General features: G+C 71.4%; 22 protein-coding genes. 8 read left to right on the top strand and 14 right to left on the bottom strand.

Going from position 1 to position 22,456, the window contains the following annotated elements; genetic code table 11:
• The first annotated feature begins 5 nt into the window (after positions 1-5).
• Positions 6-821 (top strand): recombinase zinc ribbon domain-containing protein, encoded by an 816-nt coding sequence (locus ABD366_RS05020; RefSeq protein WP_324767032.1) that lies wholly within the window; start codon positions 6-8, stop codon positions 819-821.
• On the opposite strand, the gene ABD366_RS05015 is transcribed toward ABD366_RS05020, so the two are convergent.
• The 8 genes from ABD366_RS05015 to mshD all read right to left on the bottom strand — a co-directional run bounded on the left by ABD366_RS05015 (position 775) and on the right by mshD (position 9,247).
• Complete coding sequence (locus ABD366_RS05015) at positions 775-1,245, bottom strand: NUDIX hydrolase (RefSeq protein WP_324767033.1); 471 nt, start codon at positions 1,243-1,245, stop codon at positions 775-777. The genes ABD366_RS05020 and ABD366_RS05015 overlap by 47 nt on opposite strands.
• Entirely contained in the window at positions 1,215-2,180 is a 966-nt protein-coding gene (locus ABD366_RS05010; protein ID WP_324767034.1) for a CHAD domain-containing protein, read from the bottom strand. The genes ABD366_RS05015 and ABD366_RS05010 overlap by 31 nt, the downstream gene beginning before the upstream one ends.
• Positions 2,161-4,608, bottom strand: coding sequence for an RNA degradosome polyphosphate kinase (locus ABD366_RS05005; RefSeq protein ID WP_324767035.1), 2,448 nt, complete (start codon positions 4,606-4,608; stop codon positions 2,161-2,163). The genes ABD366_RS05010 and ABD366_RS05005 overlap by 20 nt, the downstream gene beginning before the upstream one ends.
• Positions 4,609-4,953: 345 nt before the next feature.
• Complete coding sequence (locus ABD366_RS05000) at positions 4,954-5,724, bottom strand: ABC transporter permease (RefSeq protein ID WP_324767037.1); 771 nt, start codon at positions 5,722-5,724, stop codon at positions 4,954-4,956.
• A 165-nt stretch (positions 5,725-5,889) separates the two neighbouring features.
• Positions 5,890-6,891: a hypothetical protein gene (locus ABD366_RS04995; RefSeq protein WP_324767039.1), complete on the bottom strand. Its 1,002-nt coding sequence runs from the start codon at positions 6,889-6,891 to the stop codon at positions 5,890-5,892.
• Entirely contained in the window at positions 6,888-7,784 is an 897-nt protein-coding gene (locus ABD366_RS04990) for an ABC transporter ATP-binding protein (RefSeq protein WP_324767040.1), read from the bottom strand. Before ABD366_RS04990 ends, ABD366_RS04995 begins: the two co-directional genes overlap by 4 nt.
• Entirely contained in the window at positions 7,781-8,176 is a 396-nt protein-coding gene (locus ABD366_RS04985; protein WP_324767132.1) for a GntR family transcriptional regulator, read from the bottom strand. Before ABD366_RS04985 ends, ABD366_RS04990 begins: the two co-directional genes overlap by 4 nt.
• Positions 8,177-8,311: 135 nt before the next feature.
• On the bottom strand, positions 8,312-9,247 hold the full coding sequence (gene mshD / locus ABD366_RS04980; protein ID WP_324767041.1) for a mycothiol synthase: 936 nt from the start codon (positions 9,245-9,247) through the stop codon (positions 8,312-8,314).
• Positions 9,248-9,389: 142 nt separating this feature from the next.
• On the opposite strand from mshD, the gene ABD366_RS04975 reads away from it, so the two are divergent.
• Positions 9,390-11,315, top strand: a complete 1,926-nt coding sequence (locus ABD366_RS04975; protein ID WP_324767042.1) for a 5'-nucleotidase C-terminal domain-containing protein — start codon at positions 9,390-9,392, stop codon at positions 11,313-11,315.
• Between the two features lie 119 nt (positions 11,316-11,434).
• On the top strand, positions 11,435-12,661 hold the full coding sequence (locus tag ABD366_RS04970) for an LmeA family phospholipid-binding protein (protein ID WP_324767043.1): 1,227 nt from the start codon (positions 11,435-11,437) through the stop codon (positions 12,659-12,661).
• Positions 12,662-12,674: 13 nt separating this feature from the next.
• Here the strand turns inward: ABD366_RS04970 and ABD366_RS04965 are convergent, their stop codons facing one another.
• The 6 genes from ABD366_RS04965 to ABD366_RS04940 all read right to left on the bottom strand — a co-directional run bounded on the left by ABD366_RS04965 (position 12,675) and on the right by ABD366_RS04940 (position 18,213).
• A complete protein-coding gene (locus tag ABD366_RS04965; protein ID WP_324767044.1) occupies positions 12,675-14,093 on the bottom strand; it encodes a HAMP domain-containing sensor histidine kinase in 1,419 nt (472 codons plus the stop codon).
• Positions 14,090-14,824 carry a response regulator transcription factor gene (locus tag ABD366_RS04960; protein WP_324767046.1) on the bottom strand — a complete coding sequence of 245 codons (735 nt, stop codon included), beginning with the start codon at positions 14,822-14,824 and terminating at the stop codon, positions 14,090-14,092. The genes ABD366_RS04965 and ABD366_RS04960 overlap by 4 nt, the downstream gene beginning before the upstream one ends.
• Positions 14,825-14,870: 46 nt before the next feature.
• Positions 14,871-15,038, bottom strand: coding sequence for a hypothetical protein (locus ABD366_RS04955; protein WP_324767047.1), 168 nt, complete (start codon positions 15,036-15,038; stop codon positions 14,871-14,873).
• A 36-nt stretch (positions 15,039-15,074) separates the two neighbouring features.
• Positions 15,075-16,232 carry a S1C family serine protease gene (locus tag ABD366_RS04950; RefSeq protein WP_324767048.1) on the bottom strand — a complete coding sequence of 386 codons (1,158 nt, stop codon included), beginning with the start codon at positions 16,230-16,232 and terminating at the stop codon, positions 15,075-15,077.
• A 92-nt stretch (positions 16,233-16,324) separates the two neighbouring features.
• Positions 16,325-17,347 (bottom strand): LacI family DNA-binding transcriptional regulator, encoded by a 1,023-nt coding sequence (locus ABD366_RS04945; protein ID WP_324767049.1) that lies wholly within the window; start codon positions 17,345-17,347, stop codon positions 16,325-16,327.
• 53 nt (positions 17,348-17,400) lie between these two features.
• Positions 17,401-18,213: a winged helix-turn-helix transcriptional regulator gene (locus ABD366_RS04940; RefSeq protein ID WP_324767050.1), complete on the bottom strand. Its 813-nt coding sequence runs from the start codon at positions 18,211-18,213 to the stop codon at positions 17,401-17,403.
• 251 nt (positions 18,214-18,464) lie between these two features.
• Between ABD366_RS04940 and ABD366_RS04935 the strand changes: the two genes are divergently transcribed.
• The 5 genes from ABD366_RS04935 to ABD366_RS43435 all read left to right on the top strand — a co-directional run bounded on the left by ABD366_RS04935 (position 18,465) and on the right by ABD366_RS43435 (position 22,434).
• Positions 18,465-19,289, top strand: a complete 825-nt coding sequence (locus ABD366_RS04935; RefSeq protein WP_411293644.1) for an alpha/beta hydrolase — start codon at positions 18,465-18,467, stop codon at positions 19,287-19,289.
• Positions 19,290-19,324: 35 nt separating this feature from the next.
• A complete protein-coding gene (locus ABD366_RS04930; protein WP_324767052.1) occupies positions 19,325-19,579 on the top strand; it encodes a MoaD/ThiS family protein in 255 nt (84 codons plus the stop codon).
• 5 nt (positions 19,580-19,584) lie between these two features.
• Positions 19,585-20,841, top strand: a complete 1,257-nt coding sequence (locus ABD366_RS04925) for a hypothetical protein (protein ID WP_324767053.1) — start codon at positions 19,585-19,587, stop codon at positions 20,839-20,841.
• 522 nt (positions 20,842-21,363) lie between these two features.
• On the top strand, positions 21,364-22,092 hold the full coding sequence (locus tag ABD366_RS04920) for an LmeA family phospholipid-binding protein (RefSeq protein ID WP_324767054.1): 729 nt from the start codon (positions 21,364-21,366) through the stop codon (positions 22,090-22,092).
• A 261-nt stretch (positions 22,093-22,353) separates the two neighbouring features.
• Positions 22,354-22,434, top strand: a complete 81-nt coding sequence (locus tag ABD366_RS43435; protein WP_350203226.1) for a putative leader peptide — start codon at positions 22,354-22,356, stop codon at positions 22,432-22,434.
• Positions 22,435-22,456: the final 22 nt, after the last annotated feature.

The following is a 22,456-nucleotide window of genomic DNA, read 5'->3' as shown; positions in this document are numbered from 1 at the left end:
CGCTCGTGGTGGACGCCGTGACCGGCGAACCGGTGATCGGCGAATGGGAGCACGCGGCCGAGGCAGCTGACGGCGTGGGTTTCGAGCAGTGGAAGAGCATCATGGCGGGCGTCAGAGCGAATCGCCTGCACCGTGGCATGAAGCGGGACGACGAGCGGCAACCGCCGGAGCTGCGCACCCGGAGGTATCTCTTCTCCGGGACCCTTCGGTGCGGTCGTGTCAACGAACTGGACGAAGTCTGCCGCTCGAAGCTCACCGGTAACAGAGCATCGGGAAAGAACGCCAAATACGGTGACTACTACCGCTGCCAGGACGCCAATTGCAAGGGAGTGGGCCGCCGAGCGGCCGCAGTGGATGAGCACCTCGTGGGGCTTCTGCTCGCCGTTCTCGACAGGTGCTTTACCGACACCGAGGCCCACACCACGCCCTGGCGAGGCAGGGAGAAGCTCGCCAAGCTACGCCACCAACATCGTTCCGTCGAGGAAGCGATCTTGTCGGGTCAGGCTGATTGGAGCGACGTCCATCATCTGCTCACAGCGCTGAACGGCAGGATCGAAGCGTTGGTGCGGGACGAGCGGGATCACCTCGAAGCCGAAGCCAAGAGGAATCTGCTCCGAGGCTGGAGACGTGACAGGTGGGAGCAGTTGGAACTGGGCGAGCAACGCGAAGTGGTTGCCCAGGTTTTCGATTCCGTGGTCGTGTTGCCGATTCCGGCCGGCGTGAGCGACAAAGCTCCTTTCGATCCCGACCTGCTCGAAGTGGAGTGGCGAGGGCTCAGCGGGCCTCTCCCACCGCGCGCAGAGTGTCGAGGAAGGCCGTGAGCAATGCCTTGTCCCGGTCGTGCGTCAGCTTGACGGACGCCGCGGCGGGAGCCAGCCATTCGAGTCGGCTGACTTCGGAGTTCGGGGCGAACCGCCCTGCCGTTGCCTCGGCCGCCCAGTAACGAACTTCCTTTGGGCGACGTTGTGCGTCCAGGTAATGGGCCGTCGGCAAGGGAGGGCCGAGAGTGCAGGCCATACCCGTTTCCTCCAGCACCTCGCGCAGGGCTGTTTCCCGAAGGGCCTCGCCCCGCTTGGCCTTGCCCTTCGGGAAGGACCAGTCGGCCCATTTGGGCCGGTAGACCAGGGCGAGCTCCAGGCCGTCGTCGATCGCGGAGCGGCGCCACAGGACGCAGCCCGCGGCGCGGATGGTGTTCGTTTCCTCGTGGCGCACGGTCACGGGGTTCCCACCGCCTCTCGTTGCCATGCCTGCCGGAACGCGATCCGGGCGGCTTCCACCTGATGGCGCTGATCGGCGTGGAGCACGCCGAGGGCGTACGCCGTCGCCGGGGCGATGCGCGGGGTGCGGGCCGCTTGCGCCGCCGCGCCGGCGGCCTCGGCGGCGTCGCGGTGCGCGTTCAGGGCGTGCGCCGCCTCGTTCTCCTTCAGGCGTACGTCTCCGGCGGGCCCGTCGAGGACGACCTCCTGGGCGTAGCGGTGCAGGCGCAGCAGGAGGCGTACGTGGTGCCAGGGGGTGTCGGCGTCCGGGTTGTAGGGGTGACCGGTGTGGTGCAGGGCGGCGACGGCCTCGGTGAGCCGGCTCTCGGCGGCCGTGGCCAGCTTCTTCAGCTCCAGGTCGCCGCCGTGCAGCGGGACCTCGCTGGCGAGCAGGGCGACGCTGTCCGCGACCGCGTGGAAGCGGGACGAGCCGAGGGCGCCGAGCGCGGTGCTGTGGGCGCGGGTCTTGGCGAGGGTCAGCTGGCGGTCGAGGAGGGCCGCCGCCTTGGCCGCGCCGAGGGTGAGGGTCTCGCGGGCGGGGGGTGCCGCCTTCTCCGTCCGTGGCGCAGGCGGCTGGGTCCTGCCGTGCACGGCGGTGAGCCGGTGCAGGGCCTCGTTCAGCCGCTGGAGCCGGTCCGCGTACGCGTGCTCCTGGGCCAGGGTGCCCGACAGCCACGCCAGTTCGGGGCGCAGGCCGTCGGACCACTCGGCGTCCAGGAGCGGGCGGAACGTGTGCAGCGTGCCGCTGATGCGGCGGGCCGCGCGGCGCAGGGCGCGGGCCGCGCCCGCCGTCTCCTCGGCCGCGCCGCTCTCCCCGTGCTGCCGCAGCGCACGCAGGAACTCGGTCGCCTGGGCCCGCAGGTAACACGCGAGGACGGAGTCCGCGGTGTGGGCCGGACCGGAATCAAGGTGTTGCTGTGCCACGCCGGCGCCTCCGGGCGTCTATGAGCATCTCCTGTACGTTCCGCAGCGGGCGCCCGGCCGGGTCCTGACTGTCCAGCGCGTGCCGGGTCCAGTTGCCGTCGGGGCCCAGGTGCCAGGAGGCGGTGGAGTCGGACATCCCCGTTTCGAGCAGCCGGCTGAGGGCCGCGCGGTGGGCCGGGTCCTCGACGCGGACCAGGGCTTCGATGCGGCGGTCGAGGTTGCGGTGCATCATGTCGGCGCTGCCGATCCACACTTCCGGTTCGCCGCCGTTGCCGAAGGCGAAGACGCGGGAGTGCTCCAGGAAGCGGCCGAGGACCGAGCGGACCCGGATGTTCTCGGACAGGCCCGCGACGCCGGGGCGCACGGCGCAGATGCCGCGTACCCACACGTCGACCGGGACGCCTGTCTGCGACGCCCGGTACAGGGCGTCGATGATGGCCTCGTCGACCATCGAGTTGACCTTGATGCGGACGTAGGCGGGGCGGCCCGCACGGTGGTGCTGGACCTCCTTCTCGATCCGCGTGACCAGGCCCGTACGAAGGGACTTGGGGGCGACGAGGAGGCGGCGGTAGGTCTCGCGGCGCGAGTAGCCGGACAGCCGGTTGAAGAGGTCGGAGAGGTCGGCCCCGACTTCCTGGTTGGCGGTGAGAAGCCCCAGGTCCTCGTAGAGGCGGGCCGTCTTGGGGTGGTAGTTGCCGGTGCCGACGTGCGAGTAGCGGACGAGCTGGTCGCCTTCCTGGCGCACGACGAGGGAGAGCTTGCAGTGCGTCTTCAGGCCGACGAGTCCGTAGACGACATGGCAGCCGGACTCCTCCAGCTTTCGTGCCCACTTGATGTTGGCCTGCTCGTCGAAGCGGGCCTTGATCTCCACCAGGACGAGGACCTGCTTGCCGGACTCCGCGGCGTCTATCAACGCGTCCACGATCGGGGAGTCGCCCGACGTGCGGTACAGCGTCTGCTTGATGGCGAGCACGTCCGGGTCGTTGGCCGCCTGCTCCAGGAACGCCTGTACGGAGGTGGAGAAGCTGTCGTACGGATGGTGCAGCAGGACGTCGTGGCTGCGCAGCGCGGCGAATATGTCGGGCGCGGAGGACGATTCGACCTCGGCGAGGTCACGGTGGGTGCCCGCGACGAACTTCGGGTACTTCAGCTCGGGCCGGTCCAGGCCCGCCAGGGCGAACAGGCCGGTGAGGTCGAGAGGGCCGGGCAGCGGGTACACCTCGGCCTCGCTGACCTTCAACTCCCGTACGAGCAGGCTCAGTACCTCGGAGTCGATGCTCTCCTCGACCTCCAGGCGCACCGGCGGCCCGAAGCGGCGCCGCATCAGCTCCTTCTCCAGCGCCTTGAGGAGGTTCTCGGTGTCGTCCTCCTCGACCTCCAGGTCCTCGTTCCGCGTGACGCGGAACATGTGGTGCTCCTCGATCGTCATGCCGGGGAACAGCTCGGCGAGGTGGCGGGGCGCGGCGATGACGTCCTCGATGGGGACGTAGCGCTGCGGGGAGGCCTCCAGGAAGCGGGAGAGGAGCGGCGGGACCTTGACGCGCGCGAAGTGACGGTGGCCCGAGACGGGGTTGCTGACGACCACCGCGAGGTTGAGGGAGAGCCCCGAGATGTACGGGAACGGGTGCGCGGGGTCGACGGCGAGGGGGGTCAGGACCGGGAAGATCTGCTGCATGAACAGCGTGTAGAGCCGGGCCTGCTCCTTGTCGGTCAGCTCGTTCCAGCGCACGACGTGGATGCCCTCGTCGGCCAGGGACGGGGCGACGTCGTCCTGGTAGCAGGCGGCGTGGCGGGCCATGAGCTCGCGGGATCGGTTCCAGATCAGCTCCAGGACCTCGCGGGGCTGGAGCCCGGAGGCCGAGCGGGTGGCGACGCCGGTCGCGATGCGGCGCTTGAGTCCTGCCACGCGGACCATGAAGAACTCGTCGAGGTTCGAGGCGAAGATCGCCAGGAAGTTCGCTCGTTCGAGGAGGGGGGTGTTCGGGTCCTCGGCGAGCTCCAGGACGCGTTCGTTGAACGCCAGCCAGCTGCGTTCGCGGTCCAGGAAGCGGCCCTGGGGCAGCTCCGCGCCGTCCCGGCCCGCGTACTCGTCCTCGTAGTCGTCCGGGTCCGCGTCGATGTCGGCGACGATCCCGGCGAGTTTCGCGGACGTCCGGTCGAAGTCGCCGCCCGCCACCGGCTGGGGGCGGTGCGCGGCCAGTGAGCCCACGGACGGCTGGGGCTGCGGCGCCGCGGGTGCCGGCGTGGAGGCCGGCGGCGCGGATGCGGTCGGGTCCTGTGCGGCGTTCTGACTCATGGCCCCATTCTTCCGCGTGCGGGCCGTCTCGGGCGCGCTGGGACGATCGGAGAGCGCGGGCGCGAGACGGAGCCTGCCCTGCGGGACGGGTCCCTGCGGGGCTTTCGCGGGTTCGGGCGCGGGGGGCTGCATTCCGTGAGGGTCGCAAGGCGTTCTGAATCGTTGGTTACGGGGACATGGCGTGCGGGCGTCTTCGGGGGCGCCGCCGGTGGGTGGGGGTGTGTGTATGTGCCGCCGGGGTGGGGGTGGCTGTGCCGCGCTGGGGCGGGTGGGGTGTGGAGGTGGCCGCCTGTAGGGGTGTCTTGCGCAGTTCCCCGCGCCCCTGGAGGGGTTGTTCGGCCGGCTGCGGTGGGTGGGTGTTCTCGCGCAGTTCCCCGCGCCCCTGGGGCGTGGGGGTGCTCGCGCTGGTACCCGCGCCCTTGGGGGGCCACGGGTGCGGGTGGGGTGCTCGCGCCGGTCCTCGTGCCCCTGAGGGGCCTATGTCGTGGTTCTTCTTTTCAGGATGCGGAATGTGATGTAGATGATGGTGGCGGCCAGGGCCAACATGGTGGCTGTTTGGACCAGTTGGAGGGGCCAGAAGTGTGATGCGGGGTGGAACTCGCGGTAGACGCCGGTGATGTCGTGGTCGGCGAGGCACCGCTGGTCGTCGACGCACATCGGGTCGGGGATGTGCGCGCCCGTGGAGGTGACGGCGCCCTCGTCGACGAGTTCTCCGGTGATGCCGCCGTAGCCCTCATCGGCCGGGCTGACGAGGGTGCGGGTGGACCACAGGTGGGGGCGCAGCTCGTCGAGGCACACCATGAGCAGCAGTATCAGCACGCCGGCGAAGCCCGCCGCGGGCAGCGTCCTGCGCTGGAGCAGGGCCGCGAGCGCGCCGGCCGCCAGGCCCAGCAGGGGCAGGACCATGACGGTCGTCCCGAGGACGTCGAAGGATCCGGCGACGTACCAGACGTTGTTGCTGAGCTGCGGCGCGGCCGTCAGGGCCGCACGGCGCAGTACCAGCAGCAGGCCGGTGCCGGCGGTGAGGGCCAGCGCGGGCAGGGCGAGCTTGGCGGTGAGCCAGCGGACCGGGGACACGGACTGGGTCCAGGCGAGCTGGGCCGTGCCGCGCTCCAGTTCGCGGCCGATGAGCACGCCGCCGGTGAACACCGCGGCGCCCAGCGGCACGGCGGCCAGGGAGCTGTCGATGACGGCGAGCGTGCGCTGGTACAGCTGCGCGGCCGAGCCGGTCGGGTCGCAGTAGTTCACGGAGTCCGCGACGCACTGACCGGTGAGCGCGCTCGTCCCCGGCCCCCCACAGCCACAGCAGCAGGCCGGCCGCGACGGCGACGTAGGCGATCCACAGCCACAGGGCGACCCGGTGCAGCCGCAGTACCGTCCAGGTGAGGCCCGTCGGGCGGGCGAGTGCGGTGCTCATGCGGCGGCTCCCTGCGTGACGGGCTTCGGGCGCTTGGGCTGGTACCGGCGCAGGACGAGGAACGCGGCGACGACGGCGAGCACGGTCAGGCCGAGGAGGATGCCCGTCTCGGTGAGCTGGCGGGGCCAGTAGTCGGGGGAGGGCAGGTACTCGCGGGTGAAGCCGGCGATGTGGTGCTCGTCGAGGCACTTCTGTTCCAGGTAGCAGCGGGGGTCGCTGACCTCGGCGCCGCCGGTGGTGATCGCCTTGCTGTGGATCGGGAGCTCGGGCTGCTGGTGCCACCCCTGGAACGGCCAGGAGTTGCCGCGCAGCGCGCCGGCGAAGTACTGGCCGATCCCGGCGATGGCGAGCGCCGGCAGTGTGCGGCGCACGAGCAGGGCGACGAGCACGCCGAGCGCCAGGCCGAACAGTACGTCGGCCACCGTGGCCAGGCCGATCGAGAAGGCGAAGTCGCGCGGGCCGATCCCGGCGACGAGGAGGTGGCCGCGGGCGTCCCACACCATCCGGTACAGGACGACGACCAGGCTGGTGCCGACGGCGACGAACAGGGCGGGCACGATCAGCTTCGTGGCGAGCCAGCGGGCCGGGGTGACGGACTGGGTCCACGCCAACTGGGCGGTACCGGACTCCAGTTCACGGGCGATGAGAGGGCCGGCCGCGAACAGGGCGACGGCGACGGAGGCTATCCGGGTCAGCGACAGCGGGTTGTAGAAGACGGCGTCGAAGGAGCCGAAGAGGGGGAGGGTGGAGGACAGTCCGTGAAAGGCGTTGTCCTGCGCCCCGGTGTAGCCGAACGCGTCGAAGGCCTCTCGTGCGGCCGACGATCCGGGCCCCCACAGCCACAGCAGCAGGCCGACGCTGATGACGACGTAGCCGACCCACATCCACAGGGCCGTGCGGTGCAGTCGCAGCACCGTCCACACCAGGCCGTCCGGGCCCGGCAGGGTGCGCTTGGGCGTGCGGGTCTCGCTGTCGGGTCGCTCGAGGGTCGTGCTCATGCGGACACCGCCGAACCGGACGTGCGGGCGGTGGTGCCCGGGGTGAGCAGGGCCGGGGCGTCGGTGGCCCGCAGGTGGGCGAGGAGCAGCTCCTCGAGGGAGGGTTGCTGCACCTGCCAGTCGCCGCCGAGGGGCCCGTCGTGGCGGATCAGGGCGGTGGTGCCGCGGCCCGAGGCGCGGGACTCGACCACGGTGTGCCCGGTGAGGTCGCCACGGCCGGTGACCAGGCTGTGCGCGCGGGTCAGGTCGTCGATGCCGCCGCCGAGCCGGATCCGGCCGTCGCCCAGGAGCAGCAGGTGGTCGCAGGCGTCGGCCAGCTCGGCCACGATGTGCGAGGACATCAGCACGGTCGTGCCGTGCTCGGCGGCGTCCGCCATCAGCGTGCCCATCAGCTCGTGCCGGGCGAGCGGGTCCAGGTCGGCCATCGGCTCGTCCAGGAGCATCAGCTCGGGCCGCTTGCCCAGGGCGAGGGCGAGCGCGACGCGGGTGCGCTGGCCGCCGGAGAGCGAGCGGATCCGCGCCTTCGGGTCGAGGTCGCCCTGCTCGACGATCTTCGCCGCGTACGCGCCGTCCCAGCGCTCGGGGTTCAGCTCGGCGCCCAGGCGCAGCGTGTCCGCGATGGACAGCTGGGGGTGCAGGGGCTTGTCCTGGGAGAGGTAGGCGACCTTCGCGCGGGACTCGCCGGGCACGCCGCCCAGCACTTCGAGCTGCCCGGAGGTCTGCCGCATGAGGCCCGCGGCGATCGCCAACAGGGTGGACTTGCCCGCCCCGTTCGGCCCGACGAGCGCGCTGATCCGGCCCGTGGGCAGCCGGAACGAGCAGTCGTCGAGGGCGGCGGCGCCGCGCCGCCCGTACCGCTTGACGAGGCCGGTCGCCTCGATGGCCGTGCTCATGAAGTCCCCTTGTCGGTGGTGCTGAAATGCGCTGCCAGCGCGTTGCCGAACAGGGCTGCCACGTCCTCGCGGTCGAGCCCCGCTTCCTTCGCCCGTCTCGCCCAGTCGTCGAGCTCCGCCTTCAGCGGCGAGTCGGCCGGCCCGGAGCCCAGCGATCTGCGGACGAACGTGCCCAGGCCGCGGCGGGCCTCGACGAGCCCCGCACGCTCCAGCTCGCGGTACGCCTTGAGCACGGTGTTCGGATTGATGGCCGTCGCCTCGACCACCTCTCGGGCGGTGGGCAGCTTGTCGCCCGGCTCGAGCATGCCCATGCGCAGGGCCTGCTCGGTCTGGTGGACGATCTGCAGGTAGGTGGCGACGCCGCTGTGGCGGTCTATCCGGAACTCGATCACGTACTCTCGCTCGCCCACTGGCGTACCCCCTTTCACTAATCAAGTAGTTAAAGGGTGATGCAAGAGAGGGGCGGCGTCAAGCGACGCCGCCCCCTCGAAGCCCTCAATGGCCCACCGGCCCGGTAAAGGCGCTGGTCAGGACTCCGTGCGGTACATCAGATCCGTTTCGTACGTGCTGAAGCCGAGCCGCTCGTACACGCTCACCGCCGCCTTGTTGTCGGCGTCGACGTAGAGCATCGCCGTCGGCAGCCCGGCCGCGGCCAGGTGGCGCAGGCCCGTCGTGGTCAGCGCCTTGCCGAGGCCCCCGCCCTGGTTGCCCGGCGCGACACCCACCACGTACACCTCGCCGAGCCCTTCCTCGGCGTGCACCTTCGTCCAGTGGAAGCCGACCAGCTCGTCGTTCTTGAACGCGAGGAAGAACCCCGCCGGATCGAACCACTGCTCGGCCTTGCGGTCGTCCAGGTCGCGCTGGGTGAGGGAGCCCTGCTCCGGATGGTGCGCGAACGCCGCCGCGTTCACCGCGAGCCAGGCCGCATCGTCCTGACCAGGAACGAAGGTGCGGATGCGGACGCCGGCGGGCAGCACCGGGTCGGGCAGATCCAGATCGGTGAGCGGGCGCCGCATCTGGCGCAGCTCGCGGAACAGGGACAGGCCGAGTACCTGCGCGAGGTGCCGCGCCGCGCCGTGCCCGCCGTGCGCCCAGACCCGCAGCCGCTTCCCGGAGGCGGCGAGCAGCGCCGCGCCGAGCGCCCGTCCGTGGCCGCGACCGCGGTGCGAGGGGTGCACCACCAGCTCGGCCGCGGGTGCCTCGACCGGGTCGGTGTCCTCCAGCTGCGCGTACCCGATCAGGTCCCCGCCGACCGTGAGGAGCAGGTGGTGCACGCCCTCGCGCTCGCCGCCGCGCAGTTGGAGCCGGCCCTGCTCCGAAACGGCCTGCTGACCGTCGGCGCGGGCGGCGTCGGTCAGCAGCGCGAGCACGGTGGCGGACTGCGCGTCGGTCAGGGTGGAGAGGGTGTCGATCTGGCGTCCTGCGGAGGCCGGAACGCCGGCGGGTGCGGGGTCGGTGGTCATGCACACGAGGGTACGGCGCACCTGTGGCCAGGTGGCGGCAACCAGCTCGTAACCAGCAACCCCCTGTTGCGCTACGCGCGTTGACTCTAGGCTTCCGGCTGTCACAGCAGCAGCCCACCTTCCGCTTTTTTCAGGGGGACGTATGCCCGTCACGCCTCAGGGACGCAGACCAGAACCTCGCCCGCTCCGCCGCCGCGCCAAGGCCGCGCTCGGAGCCGTCGCGACGCTCGCCACCGCCGGTGCGCTGATGGCCGCGCTGCCCGCGGGCGCCGCCCACGGCGGGCATGGCGGACATGGCGGGTCCGGGAACGGCCACCACGGTGACCAGGGCCGCTACCAGGACGTACAGCTGCTGTCGTTCAACGACTTCCACGGGAACCTGGAGCCGCCGGCCGGGTCGTCCGGTCAGGTCACCGAGAAGCAGGCCGACGGCACGACGAAGCAGGTCGAGGCGGGCGGCGCCGAGTACCTGGCCACGTCCCTGCGCACCGCCCGCAAGGGGCACCCGTACAGCGTCACGGCGGCCGCCGGTGACCTGATCGGGGCGAGCCCGCTGCTGTCGGGCCTCTTCCACGACGAGCCGACCGTCGAGGCGATGAACAAGCTCGACCTGGACGTCACCGGTGTCGGCAACCACGAGTTCGACGAGGGCGCCACGGAACTGGCCCGCATCCAGAACGGCGGCTGCCACCCCAAGGACGGCTGCTACGAGGACGGCCGCAAGTTCAAGGGCGCGGACTACCCCTACCTCGCGGCCAACGTGACGGACGAGAAGACCGGCAAGCCGATCCTGAAGCCGTACTACGTGTGGAAGCACAAGGGCGTGAAGGTCGGCTTCATCGGCGTCACGCTCGAGGGCACGCCGAACATCGTCTCCGCGGACGGCGTGAAGGGCCTGAAGTTCCACGACGAGATCGAGACCGTCAACAAGTACGCGAAGATCCTCGACAAGCAGGGCGTGAAGTCGATCGTCGCCCTCATCCACGAGGGCGGGGTGCCGGCCTCCTCCTCGTACAACTACGACTGTGACGCGCCGGGTGCGGGCTCCGGTGTCTCGGGCCCGATCGTCGACATCGCCAAGGGCATCACACCGAAGGTCGACGCGCTCGTCACGGGTCATACGCATAACGCGTACGTCTGTACGATCCCGGACCCGTCCGGCAACCCGCGCATGGTCACGTCGGCGGCCTCCTACGGGAAGCTCTACACGGACACGACGCTCACCTACGACCGTCGCACCAAGGACATCGTCCGTACGGCAGTGAAGTCGACGGGGCAGTCGAAGTCGACGGGGCAGTCGAAGTCGGCGAAGGGGGCGGGGGCGCCGAAGCTGCCCACCTCGGCCAACCACGTCGTGACGCGCACCCAGCCCAAGGCGCCCGACATGACCGCGCTGATCGGCAAGTGGAACAAGCTCGCGGCGCCCGTCTCGAACCAGGCCGTCGGCTACATCTCGGCCGACATCGCGGGCCGCGGCGCGGGTACGCCCGAGGAGCCGCTCGGTGACCTCATCGCCGACGCGCAGCTCGCGCACGCCAAGTCCCTCGACCCGAAGGCGGCGCTCGCGCTGATGAACCCGGGCGGGGTCCGCTCCGACCTGGTGTTCAAGGCGAGCGGGAGCGAGGGCGACGGGGTCGTGACGTACGGCGAGGCATTCACCGTGCAGCCGTTCAGCAACACGGTCAACCTCGTCGACCTCACCGGCGCGCAGGTCGTCCAGGCGCTCCAGCAGCAGGTCAGCGGCGGCAACGAGGCCTCGCCGAAGATCCTCCAGCCGTCGGCCGGGCTCACGTACACGCTCGACATGACGAAGACGGGCGCCGCCCGCGTCCTCGTCGACTCGATCAGGCTGAACGGTGCGGCGATCGACCAGGGCGCCACCTACCGCGTCGCGATGAACTCCTTCCTCGCGGGCGGCGGCGACGGCTTCGCGGCGCTCGGCCAGGGCAAGAACCCGCTGGTTGGCGCGGACGACCTGAAGGCGTTCAACGACTACCTGACCGCCAACTCCTCGGCCTCGGCCCCGATCGCACCGCCGAAGGCGGACCGGATCACGATCATGAAGTAGCCGGGCACAGCAGGGAAACACAGGGTGGCCTACGGTGGACCGTGGGCCACCCGTCGTAGGTCACCGCGTATGTGAAGGTTGTTTGCCTGAAGGGTGGGGGTGTGTGGTGCAATCACCCGATGCGTACCCCCCACCGCATAGCCCCCGTCCCCTCCGTCCCCAACGCCCGCAATCCGTATGAGGAGTTGGCCGCCCTCGCGGACAACCCGCTCGACGACGTCCTCCACGAGGAGCCGGCCTTCGCGGACGACTCCGGCCCCGACGACGCATGGCTGCCCCCCGACCACGGGCGCGGGCGCCGGAGCCGCCGCCGCAACCGGTTCGCCGGGCTGCCGCTCCTCGCCAAGGGCCTGGTCGCGGTCCTCGTCCTCGTCGCGTTCCTCGCCCTCGGCGACCGCTGGGCCGTCCTGTACGCCGAAAACCGCGCCGCGCAGCAGCTCAAGAAGGAGCTGAAGCTGACCGCGGCCCCCGAGGTCGAGATCAAGGGCTTCCCCTTCCTCACCCAGCTCGCCGACCGCCGCGTCGACGAGATGAAGGTCACCGTCCCCGATGTCGCGGCCGACCGCGTCACCCTCGCCAAGGTCTCGGCCACCGCCCGCGACGTACGCATCGAGGGTTCGGGCCTCACCGGCATCAGCGGCGCCTACGTGGACGCGATGCACGGCGAGGTGCTGCTCAGCTTCGCCGACATGAACCGTGAACTGGGCGCCTCCCAGGTCACGTTCACCGGCCACGGCCGCGACCGGGTACTGGCCCGCGGCACCCTGCCGGTCGCCGGGCGCGAGGTGAGGGTACGGGCCGACGCCACGATCCGCCGCCTCGGCGCGTCCGGCATCTCCACCGACATCGACGGCATGCAACTGTCCATCGGCGACCTCGCCACCTACCGGCCCGGCACCGGCGCCACCGAAGGGCTGCACCTGACTGCCAAGTCCGTGCGGCGGATCACCGAGGAGACCGACAAGGCCAGGCGGCTGCTGTCGATCCCCGCGATCGTGCACCGGGCCGGCGTCCCGGAGTCGGCCGTCCGCCAGGCGCTGCGCGGCGACAAGAAGGTCAGCGAGGTGACCGGTACGCCCCGCTTCGTGAAGAGCCTGATGGGGATGAACCTGATCGACATCGCGCTCGACCACCCCTGGCTCCTGAAGAAGCTCGGCCTCGACCCGTCCCTGCTCAACGGCCTCACCGAACTCACCCGCCCCGCACTCGCCGACCGCCTCTCCCTCGCCTTCCGGCTGCCGGAGCTGCCGGGCGACCACGGCTACGTACGGCTGCGCGACGTGACCGTGGAGAAGGACGGCATCCGCGTCGACCTGTCGGGGGCGGGCCTCAGCGTGGGCCACTGAGAGCCTGCCGCGGTCAGGGGATGATCTCCGGCGGGGGTGTCGGCGCGCCGGGCAGCCGCATCGCCGCGACCGTGCCGCCGCCGTCCGCCGCGGCGAGCGCCACCTCGCCGCCGTTCGCCTCCACGGTGCGGGCCACGATGGACAGGCCGAGCCCCGAGCCGGGCAGCGCGCGAGCGGTCGGGGAGCGCCAGAACCGGTCGAACACGTACGGGAGTTCGTCGGCGGGGATGCCCGGGCCGTGATCCCGCACGGTGAGCGAGCCGCGCATGAGGCGTACCTCGACCGTGCCCTTCTCCGGGCTGAACTTCACCGCGTTGTCCAGCAGGTTCACGATCGCCCGCTCCAGGGCCGCCGGCTCCGCGCGTACGTACCAGGGGGCCAGTTCGGCTTCGATCGTCAGCTCGGGGCCGCGCAGCCGGGCGCGCTCGATGGCGGTGCGGACGGTGTCGTGCAGCGAGACGACCTTGAGGGGGCCGTCGTTCCCGTTCAGTCCGGTACGGGACAACTCCTGGAGGTCCCCGATGAGCGCGGCCAGCTCGATCATCTGCGCCTTCACCGAGGCCATCAGCGCCTTGCGGTCGTCCGGGGGGATGGCGCGGCCCGTCTCCTCGCTGCGGGTGAGCAGTTCGATGTTGGTCCGCATCGAGGTGAGGGGCGTCCGCAGCTCGTGCCCCGCGTCGGCGATCAGCTGTTGTTGCAGCTCGCGGGAGGAGGCGAGGGAAGCGGTCATCGAGTTGAACGACGCGGAGAGCCGGGCGATCTCGTCGTCGCCCTCGACGGGGATCCGGACGGTCAGGTCCTCGGTCCTGGCCACGTGTTCGACGGTGTCCGTGAGCTTGTCGACGGGCCGCAGTCCGGTACGGGCGATCCAGAGGCCGGCGGCGGTGGCACCGAGTACGCCGATGCCGCCGACCAGGAGGAGGACCCAGGCCAGGGTGGTGAGCGGTTTGGTGACTTCGTCGAGCGGGTTGGCGAGGGAGACGGCGACGCCATGGACGCGTTCGTTGCCGGGGCCGGTGACGGGGACCGTCAGCACCCGCATGGCCCTGCCCTTGTCGTCGTCCGTGGTGTGCAGCGCCTGGTCCGAGGTGCCGTCGGCGACGGCCAGGTCGGAGGGCTGGGCGGGGATCGCCGACTTGCCCCGCAGGGTGCAGACGGTGCCGTCGGAGTTGATCACCTGGATCGTCGGGCCGGGGATGCCGCGCATGCCCGTGTCGGGGCAGGACTGGATGGGGATGACCTGGCGGTTCTGGTTCAGGGAGCCGACCTGGCTGCGCAGATCGTTGTCCAGCTGGCCGTACAGCTGGTTCCGCGTGATGAACCAGCACGTCACCGCCACCGCGGCCACCGCCGCCGCGACCGCCACCGCCACCAGCAGCGCCAGCCGCGACCGCAACGGCAGCCCGCGCACCCGCCGCAGCATCCCGCTCATTCGGCCCCGCCGGAGCGCAGCACGTACCCCACGCCCCGCACCGTGTGGACGAGCCGGGGTTCGCCGCCGCCCTCCGTCTTGCGCCGCAGGTACATCACGTACACGTCCAGCGAGTTGGACGACGGCTCGAAGTCGAAGCCCCAGACCGCCTTGAGGATCTGCTCGCGCGTGAGGACCTGACGCGGATGGGCCAGGAACATCTCGAGCAGCGTGAACTCGGTGCGGGTCAGCTCGACCGTGCGCTCGCCGCGCGTGACCTCCCGGGTCGTCAGGTCCATGCGCAGGTCGCCGAAGGAGAGCACGTCGGAGTCGTCGACGGCCCCGACCGCGGCGGACGCGTACCCGCTGCGCCGCAGCAGCGCGCGGACCCGCGCGAACAGTTCGTCGAGTTCGAACGGTTTGACCAGGTAGTCGTCGGCGCCCGCGTCGAGGCCGGTGACCCGGTCGCCCACGGTGTCGCGGGCGGTGAGCATGAGGATCGGGGTGGTGGACCCGGTGGCGCGCAGCCGGCGGGCCGCGGTCAGGCCGTCCATGCGTGGCATCTGGATGTCCAGGACGACGAGGTCCGGGTGGTAGGCAGCCGCCTTCTCCAGGGCGTCGGCGCCGTCGACGGCGACCTCGGTGCCGTAGCCCTCGAAGGCGAGGGAGCGCTGGAGTGCCTCCCGCACCGCCGGCTCGTCGTCGACGATGAGGATGCGGTGCGGGTCGCGGTCGCCTTCGGCGGGGCTCATGGGCTGCGCTTCCTTAAACGATGGGTGGTGCGGGCAGGGCCGGTTCTCAGCCTCGCACGGCGGCGCGGCGGCCGCGTACGGCACGGCGCGTCGCCGCCGGCACCACTTCGGGGGCGCGCGTGACGGGCGGGTGCAGCGCCGAGACGACGGTGAGGGCGAGGCCGAGGTCGGCGGGGCCGGTACGGGCCTCGGGGTGACGTGCGGTGCGGATCATGACGGGTCCTCCTGGTTCTCCCCGGGACGGGGTCGGTCAGTTGTCGGCGCCTCCGGCGCGCAGCGTGTCGAGGTCGGCCTTGACGGTGTTGATCGGGATGGCGAAGCCGAGGCCGACGCTGCCCGCGCTCGACGAGCCCCCCGACGAACCAGAGGAGTCCGAACTGGCGGAGTACATCGCGGAGTTGATGCCGATGATGTTGCCGTTCATGTCGATGAGGGCGCCGCCGGAGTTGCCGGGGTTGAGGGACGCGTCGGTCTGCAGCGCCTTGTAGGTCGTCGTGGACGAGCCGGTGTCGCCGTTGAACTCCTGGCCGCCGAACTCGAACGGCCACTGCCCGCTGCCACCGCCCTGCTGCTGTTGCTGCTCCTGGCCCTCGTCGGTGGAGACGGTGACGTCGCGGTCGAGGGCGGAGACGATGCCGCTGGTGACGGTGCCGGTCAGGCCCTCGGGCGAGCCGATGGCGACGACCTGGTCGCCGACCTTGACGCCGTCGGAGTCGCCGAGCGTGGCGGCCTTCAGACCGGAGGCGTTCTTCAGCTGGATGAGCGCCAGGTCCTTCTTGGCGTCCGTGCCGACGACCTCGGCGGTGTACGACTTGCCGTCGCTCGTGCGCACCTTGATGGACGAGGCGCCGGAGACGACGTGGTTGTTGGTGATGATCTCGCCGTCGCTGGTCGTGATGACGCCCGAGCCGGTGGAGGAGCCGGACGACAGCGTCGCGTTGACCTCGACGATCGACGGGCTGACCGCCGTGGCGACACCGGAGACGGTGCCCTTCTGGCTGCTGGGCACGACGGTGGTGCTGGTGGTGCTGGAGGCGGTGGTGTCCGAGCCGCTCAGCTCCTGGAAGGCGTACGCGGTGCCGCCGCCGACGGCCGCCGCGGCGACGGCCACGGCCGCGAGCAGCCCGACCGGCCCGCGCAGCCGCTTCCGCTTCTTGGCGGCGGCGGGGGCGACAGGAGCGGGGGGCTGCTCGGGCCCGTACGCGGCGAACCGGGCGGTGTGCCCGTCGTCGCCGCCGTGCCCGGAGCCGCCGCCCGCCGGCCACACCGTCTGCCCCGGAGCGACGCCCACGGGCTCGTACGACGGCGGGGGAGGGTACGCGCTCTCGGAGTACGCGGACTGCTGCGGGGCAGCGCTGTCGGTGCCGTACTGGGGGGACTCGCCGCTGCGGCGGAAGCTCTCGGTCATGGGACAAGCGTGTGGCGCGTACATGAGAGCCAGCTGAGCGTGCCCTGAGAGTCCCGGCAGAACCCTGTTTGCCCGAAATAAAGACGCGAGGGTCAGGCGCAGCCGCAGGACTGACGGACGACGAGCCGGGACGGGAAGAGCTTCAGCCGTTCGCGCCGGGAGCCCGCGACGCGCAGCGAGTCGTCGAGGACCAGGTCGACCGCGGCCCGCGCCATCGCCGAGCGGTCCGAGGCGACGGTGGTCATCGGCGGATCCGTCAGACCCGCCTCCTTCACGTCGTCGAACCCGGCCACGGCCAGCCCGCCCGGCACGTCGATCCGCAGCTCGCGCGCGGCCCGCAGCACCCCGATGGCCTGGTCGTCGGTGGAGCAGAAGATCGCCGGCGGCCGGTCGGGCCCGGCCAGCAGACCCAGCGCCACCTGGTACGCGTCGTAGCGGTTGTACGGCGCCTCGAACAGCCGGCCCTCCGTGGAGAGGCCCGCCTCCTGCATCGCGCGGCGCCAGCCCTCGACGTGGTCGGAGACCGGGTCACCGACGGACGGGGTGTCGGCGGTGCCGCCGAGGCACGCCACGTACGCGTTCCCGTGCTCCAGAAGGTGGCGGGTGGCGAGCTGGGCGCCACCGATGTCGTCGGTGACGACGGCGACGTCGTCGATCGACTCGGGCCGCTCGTGCAGCAGGACGACGCGGGCGTCCCACGCCTCGATCTCGGCGGCCGCCAGATCGTTGAACCCGTGGCTGACGAGGATCAGGCCCGAGACCCGCATGCCGAGGAACGCGCGCAGATAGTGCACCTCGCGGTCGCCGACATAGTCGGAGTTGCCGACGAGGACCATCTTTCCGCGCTCGGACGCGGCCTGCTCCACCGCGTGCGCCATCTCCGCGAAGAACGGCTGGCGCGCGTCCGGCACGATCATGCCTATGAGGTCGGTCCGCCGCGACGCCATGGCCTGGGCGACCCGGTCGGGCCGGTACCCCAGCTCCTTGATGGCTGCTTGCACGCGCTCGCGCGTGGCCGGGGCGACCGGCCGGGGTCCGTTGTTGATCACGTAGGACACGACGGCGGTCGAAGTACCCGCCAGTCGCGCAACGTCGTCCCGAGTCACCTTGGCCACGCGCGGAGTCTACGCGGATGGACCCCGCCCTGGGCAGGGCGTGCGGATCGTTCCTACGGCTCGGAAGAGACGGCCTGGGCGCGCGCCGCGAGCGGGCTGTCCGCTTCGTCCGTCTTCGCGGTGGTGGCCGCCTTCCCGTTCTGCTCGGCCCGCTCGGCCCTGTCCTCCGCGTTCTTCTCCGCCTTCTTCTCCGGCTTCTCCGGAGTGACGAAGCGGTAGCCCACGTTGCGCACGGTGCCGATGAGCGACTCGTGCTCGGGGCCGAGCTTGGCGCGCAGCCGTCGTACGTGGACGTCCACGGTCCGGGTGCCGCCGAAGTAGTCGTAGCCCCACACCTCCTGGAGCAGCTGGGCGCGCGTGAACACACGGCCCGGGTGCTGCGCCAGGTACTTGAGGAGCTCGAACTCCTTGAAGGTCAGGTCGAGGACCCGGCCCTTGAGCTTCGCGCTGTAGGTCGCCTCGTCCACGGAGAGGTCGCCGTTGCGGATCTCCATGGGGGAGTCGTCGGCGACGATCTGCTGGCGGCCCATCGCGAGGCGCAGGCGCGCCTCGACCTCGGCGGGTCCCGCGGTGTCGAGGAGGACGTCGTCGATGCCCCAGTCGGCGGTGACGGCGGCGAGGCCGCCCTCCGTCACGACGAGGACCAGCGGACAGCCGGGTCCGGTGGAGCGCAGCAGCTGACAGAGGCTACGGACCTGCGGGAGGTCGCGGCGTCCGTCGATGAGGATGACATCGGCACCGGGGGTGTCGACGAGTGCGGGGCCTTCGGCGGGGGCCACCCGCACGTTGTGCAGAAGCAGGCCGAGGGCGGGAAGCACCTCCGTCGACGGCTGAAGGGCGTTGGTCAGGAGCAGCAATGAACTCATCGCGGCCCCCCTGCCGGGGTCGTCATACGTTCGTGCACGGTTCGCTCGCCCATAACGTCTGGTTCCTCCTCGGTCCCTGCGAGGACGTTTGCGGCACTGCTTGTGGTGCTCTGTGGTGCTGGGTCGTGCTCTGTGATGCTTTCTGCGGGCCCGCGCCCCGGGCCCAGCGCCTTCGACTGCGACGCTCCTGAAAGCACAAAAGGACCCGGGGGCTGCTTTGCCCGAGTCCTCTGCCCAGCACAATAGCCCACATGACTTGGGGTCCGGCAGATGAAAAGAGCGGATCTTCTGTGCGGCCGATCACTGAACGACCACTACGCGTGATGCTCCGCGCACAGGACGGCACCGCCATCGACGCGGCGTACGAGCCGGGGCCCGTGCCCGGCGAGGGCCCCGCGATCGTGCTGGCGCACGGCTTCACCGGCGATCTGGAGCGGCCGCACGTACGACGCGCCGCCGCGGTGTTCGCGCAGCGTGCGGCCGTGATCACGTTCTCCTTCCGGGGGCACGGGCGCTCCGGCGGGCGCTCCACGGTCGGCGACCGGGAGGTCCTCGATCTCGCGGCGGCCGTCGCGTGGGCACGCCGCCTCGGGCACGCGCGCGTGGTGACGGTCGGGTTTTCGATGGGTGGTTCTGTGGTGCTGCGGCACGCGGCGTCGCACAGGGGGCGCACAGAAGCGCGCACGGACGCGGTCGTGGCCGTCAGCGCCCCGGCGCGGTGGTTCTACCGGGGAACGGCCCCGATGCGGCGGCTGCACTGGGTGGTGACCCGGCCGACGGGCCGGATGGTCGGCCGGGTCGGACTCCGCACCCGTATCCACCCCTACGACTGGGACCCGGTACCGCTGTCGCCGGTCGAGTCGGTCCCGCTGATCGCGCCGACACCGCTGCTCGTCGTGCACGGCGACCGCGACCCGTACTTTCCCGTCGACCACCCCCGGATGCTGGCCGAGGCGGCGGACGGCGGCGCCGAGTTGTGGCTGGAGCCCGGGATGGGGCACGCGGAGCATGCGGCGAGCGATGCGCTGCTGGGCCGGATCGGAGCGTGGGCCGCCGCCGCGGGTGCCGCACAATAGGACGCCGACCGCACACGAGGAGAGGAGCCGCTGACATGGCTCAGGGCACGATCCGCTACTGGGCGGCGGCCAAAGCGGCCGCCGGCGTCGCGGAGGAACCGTACGACGCGGAGACCCTGGCCGCGGCTCTGACGGCGGCCCGCACGCGACACCCCGGTGATCTCGTGCGGGTGCTGCAGCGTTCCTCGTTCCTGATCGACGGGGACCCCGTGGGGACCCGCGGTCATGAGACGGTACGGCTTGCCGAGGGCGGCACGGTCGAGGTGCTCCCGCCGTTCGCAGGAGGGTGACCCCGATGAGCAACGACCAGCAATATCCGCAGCAACCCCAGTACGAGCAGTACGACCAGTACGGGCAGCCGTACGCGCAGCCGTATGCGCAGGATCCCTACGCCCAGCAGCAGTACGGGCAACAGCAGGAGCACCAGCAGCAGTACGGACAGTCGCAGGGCCACCAGCAGCAGTACGGGCAGCAGCAGTACGAGGACCCGCAGACGCAGCAGTGGCAGGGGCAGACGTGGGACACCCAGGTCCAGCCCGTGCAGCCTGTGCAGCCCGCCCAGCAGGCCCAGCCCGCCCAGCAGGCCCAGCCCGCCCAGCAGCCCTATCTGCCGCCGCAGGGGTACGAGTACGGGCGCGGGGCCGACGGGGCGCCGCAGCCGGCCCAGCAGCGGGAGTGGGGGTTCGACCCGACGCCCGCTCCGGCGCCGCCCGCCGCGCGTGAACCCGAGCCCGCGTCGGCCGCCTCGACCGGCGAACCGTCGTACGGGGCCGCCACCACCACCGGCAACTCCCGGATCACCGACGCCCAGCGCGCCCGCGCCGAGGGGCGCTCGCCGGTCATCGAGCCCGGCATCCAGCCCGCCGCGCTCACGGCGGTCCTCGGAGTGCTGCTCGCGGGCGGCGCCCTCATCGGCTCGTACGGGCTGCTCGTCCCGCTGCTGCTGCTCCAGGCCGTCACGGCCGCGGGCTGGTTCCGGCTCAACGGGATGTGGCCCGCCCGGCAGGGCATCGCGCTCGCCTTCCTCGGCGGCGTCGTCGCCGACATCGCGCTGCTCGCGGCCGGCCGTGAGCACGGGCCCGCCGCGATCCTCGGCACGCTCGGCGTCTGGGTCCTGCTCACGCTCGTCCTCCAGCTCCGCTCGCACGCGTCGCCGGACGAGCGGATGTACGGCCTGATGGCGACGGTCACCTCGGCGGCGCTGGCCATCATCGCCACGGGGTTCCTCGCGGCGGAGCCGGACGCGGTCGTCGTCGGCGCGGTCGCCGTGGCCGTCGCGGTCGTGGCCCGCGCGCTGCCGCTGCCCACGCCCGCGTCCGTCGTGGTCGCGCTGCTCGCTGCCGCCGGGGCGGGGGTTGCCGCCGGCGGGGTGACGGACCTCGGTACGGGTGGGGCGCTGCTGGGTCTTGGTGCGGGGGTCTGTGCGCTGGTCGGGCATCGTGTCGCCTCGTACGACTACCCGTCGCGTTTCGTGCACATGACGGCGGGCGTGGCGCTTCCGCTGGCCGCGGCGGCTCCGGCGGTCTATCTGCTGGGCCGCGCCCTCATCTGACCCGGGGTCTCGCGGTTTCGCGCCCGGCCGCGGCCCGGTGGGGCTTCTCGCGCAGTTCCCCGCGCCCCTGAGATGCGCACTACGTGCGCCATCTCATGGGGCGCGTCCTCATAGGGTGCGTCGTAATGGGGTGCGCCTTCATGGGGTGCGCCCTCATGGGGCTGCGGCGAAGCCGCAAGCCCCCTAGGGGCGCGGGGAACTGCGCGACCAGCCCCCGCCGGGCGGCACCCGCACAACTCCCTTCAGGGGCGCGGGGAACTGCGCGCTCAACCCCCACCGGGCCGCACCCGCACAACTCCCTTCAGGGGCGCGGGGAACTGCGCGCTCAACCCCCACCGGGCCGCACCCGCACCGCTACCTCGGGCCCGCCCACAACCCCCCGCGTTGATCGACAACTTGGGAACAACCCGGCCCACCCCCACCCCCCGCGAAAGCGGCCACGTACGCTCGCCGCAGGATTCACCCCCGGCGGGGGGACACGGAGCGCCGGGGACATTCGGATGTGGGGGAGCCTCCAGAGCCATGCGCGCACTGCGAATACTGCTGATCTTCGTCGTCATCATCGGCGGCCTCTTCGTGATCGCCGACCGCGTCGCGGTCAACTTCGCCGAGGGCAAGGCCGCCGACAAGGTGCGCGCGAGCGAGGGCCTGGCCGACACCCCGGACGTGAACATCAAGGGCTTCCCGTTCCTCACCCAGGTCGTGGGCGGCAGCCTGGACGACGTCGAGATCGGCATCAAGGACTACGACGCGAAGAGCGGCGGCGAAAGCATCCGCATCGCCGATCTGAACGCCGAGATGCACGGCGTGAAGTTCGACAGCAGCTTCAGCTCGGCGAAGGCCGACTCGGCCACCGGTACCGCCCGGATCTCCTACGACGAGCTGCTGAAGGCCGTGAAGAAGCAGGACGTGGCCCAGGTCGCTCCCGGTATCACGGCCCAGATCGACGGCCTGTCGTACGGCGGCGGCGACAAGGTCAAGGTCGCGGTCACCGTGAAGACGCCGGTGGGCACCCTGCACCCGACCGTGCTCAGCACCGTCAAGGTCACCGACGGCAAGGTCTCGGCCCGCGCCGACAGCCTGCCCAAGACCGGCGCGCTCGACCTGGCCGAGGGCCGGATTCGCGCCGTCACCGACTTCCAGCAGGCGATCGACAACCTGCCGGCGGGGATCGAGCTGGACAGCGTCGAGGCCGTCAAGGACGGCGTAGAGATCACGGTGAAGGGTTCGAACCTCGACCTCGTCGGGTAGGGACGGAACGGAAACGGAAGCGGGCGGGTACGGCTCGGGCGGGTACGGCTCGGGCGGGAACGGGGAAGACCCCGTCCAGGACGCCCCGTCCGCACTGCGAGACACCGTCGTCCACACAGCAGCACCACGCGGAGCCGAAGCGGCCCCGGAGCCCGGCGGGAGCGGCTCCGGGGCTTCATCATTCTCGGCATATGGATGATTGCGTCTCAGTATTCGACATGGCGGTGACACGGCCACCGATGCGTCCTTACGATCGGACGCATGAAGCGACAGGCGGACCTCACGAAGCGGCGGGCAGTAGACCTGTGCCGCGTCGCCGCCATGCTCTGTCGCACTGTCTGAGCGGGCACTCCGGCCACTCGGC

Origin of the sequence: Streptomyces kunmingensis, assembly GCF_039533535.1 — a bacterium.
Classification (GTDB): Bacteria; Actinomycetota; Actinomycetes; order Streptomycetales; family Streptomycetaceae; genus Streptomyces; species Streptomyces kunmingensis.
The sequence above is the reverse complement of the archived record's forward strand: the minus strand, read 5'-3'. Positions and strand labels throughout refer to the sequence as shown.

Excerpts from the sequence above, each read along its gene's own strand:
- ABD366_RS04970 (WP_324767043.1), top strand. The coding sequence starts at position 11,435 with ATGCGTACCCCCCACCGCATAGCCCCCGTCCCCTCCGTCCCCAACGCC.
- ABD366_RS05005 (WP_324767035.1), bottom strand. The coding sequence starts at position 4,608 with ATGCAGCCCCCCGCGCCCGAACCCGCGAAAGCCCCGCAGGGACCCGTC.
- ABD366_RS04995 (WP_324767039.1), bottom strand. The coding sequence starts at position 6,891 with ATGAGCACGACCCTCGAGCGACCCGACAGCGAGACCCGCACGCCCAAG.
- ABD366_RS04965 (WP_324767044.1), bottom strand. The coding sequence starts at position 14,093 with ATGAGCGGGATGCTGCGGCGGGTGCGCGGGCTGCCGTTGCGGTCGCGG.
- mshD (WP_324767041.1), bottom strand. The coding sequence starts at position 9,247 with ATGACCACCGACCCCGCACCCGCCGGCGTTCCGGCCTCCGCAGGACGC.
- ABD366_RS04930 (WP_324767052.1), top strand. The coding sequence starts at position 19,325 with ATGGCTCAGGGCACGATCCGCTACTGGGCGGCGGCCAAAGCGGCCGCC.
- ABD366_RS04935 (WP_411293644.1), top strand. The coding sequence starts at position 18,465 with ATGACTTGGGGTCCGGCAGATGAAAAGAGCGGATCTTCTGTGCGGCCG.
- ABD366_RS04960 (WP_324767046.1), bottom strand. The coding sequence starts at position 14,824 with ATGAGCCCCGCCGAAGGCGACCGCGACCCGCACCGCATCCTCATCGTC.
- ABD366_RS04955 (WP_324767047.1), bottom strand. The coding sequence starts at position 15,038 with ATGATCCGCACCGCACGTCACCCCGAGGCCCGTACCGGCCCCGCCGAC.
- ABD366_RS04975 (WP_324767042.1), top strand. The coding sequence starts at position 9,390 with ATGCCCGTCACGCCTCAGGGACGCAGACCAGAACCTCGCCCGCTCCGC.
- ABD366_RS04990 (WP_324767040.1), bottom strand. The coding sequence starts at position 7,784 with ATGAGCACGGCCATCGAGGCGACCGGCCTCGTCAAGCGGTACGGGCGG.
- ABD366_RS04925 (WP_324767053.1), top strand. The coding sequence starts at position 19,585 with ATGAGCAACGACCAGCAATATCCGCAGCAACCCCAGTACGAGCAGTAC.
- ABD366_RS04920 (WP_324767054.1), top strand. The coding sequence starts at position 21,364 with ATGCGCGCACTGCGAATACTGCTGATCTTCGTCGTCATCATCGGCGGC.
- ABD366_RS04950 (WP_324767048.1), bottom strand. The coding sequence starts at position 16,232 with ATGACCGAGAGCTTCCGCCGCAGCGGCGAGTCCCCCCAGTACGGCACC.
- ABD366_RS43435 (WP_350203226.1), top strand. The coding sequence starts at position 22,354 with ATGAAGCGACAGGCGGACCTCACGAAGCGGCGGGCAGTAGACCTGTGC.
- ABD366_RS04940 (WP_324767050.1), bottom strand. The coding sequence starts at position 18,213 with ATGAGTTCATTGCTGCTCCTGACCAACGCCCTTCAGCCGTCGACGGAG.
- ABD366_RS05015 (WP_324767033.1), bottom strand. The coding sequence starts at position 1,245 with ATGGCAACGAGAGGCGGTGGGAACCCCGTGACCGTGCGCCACGAGGAA.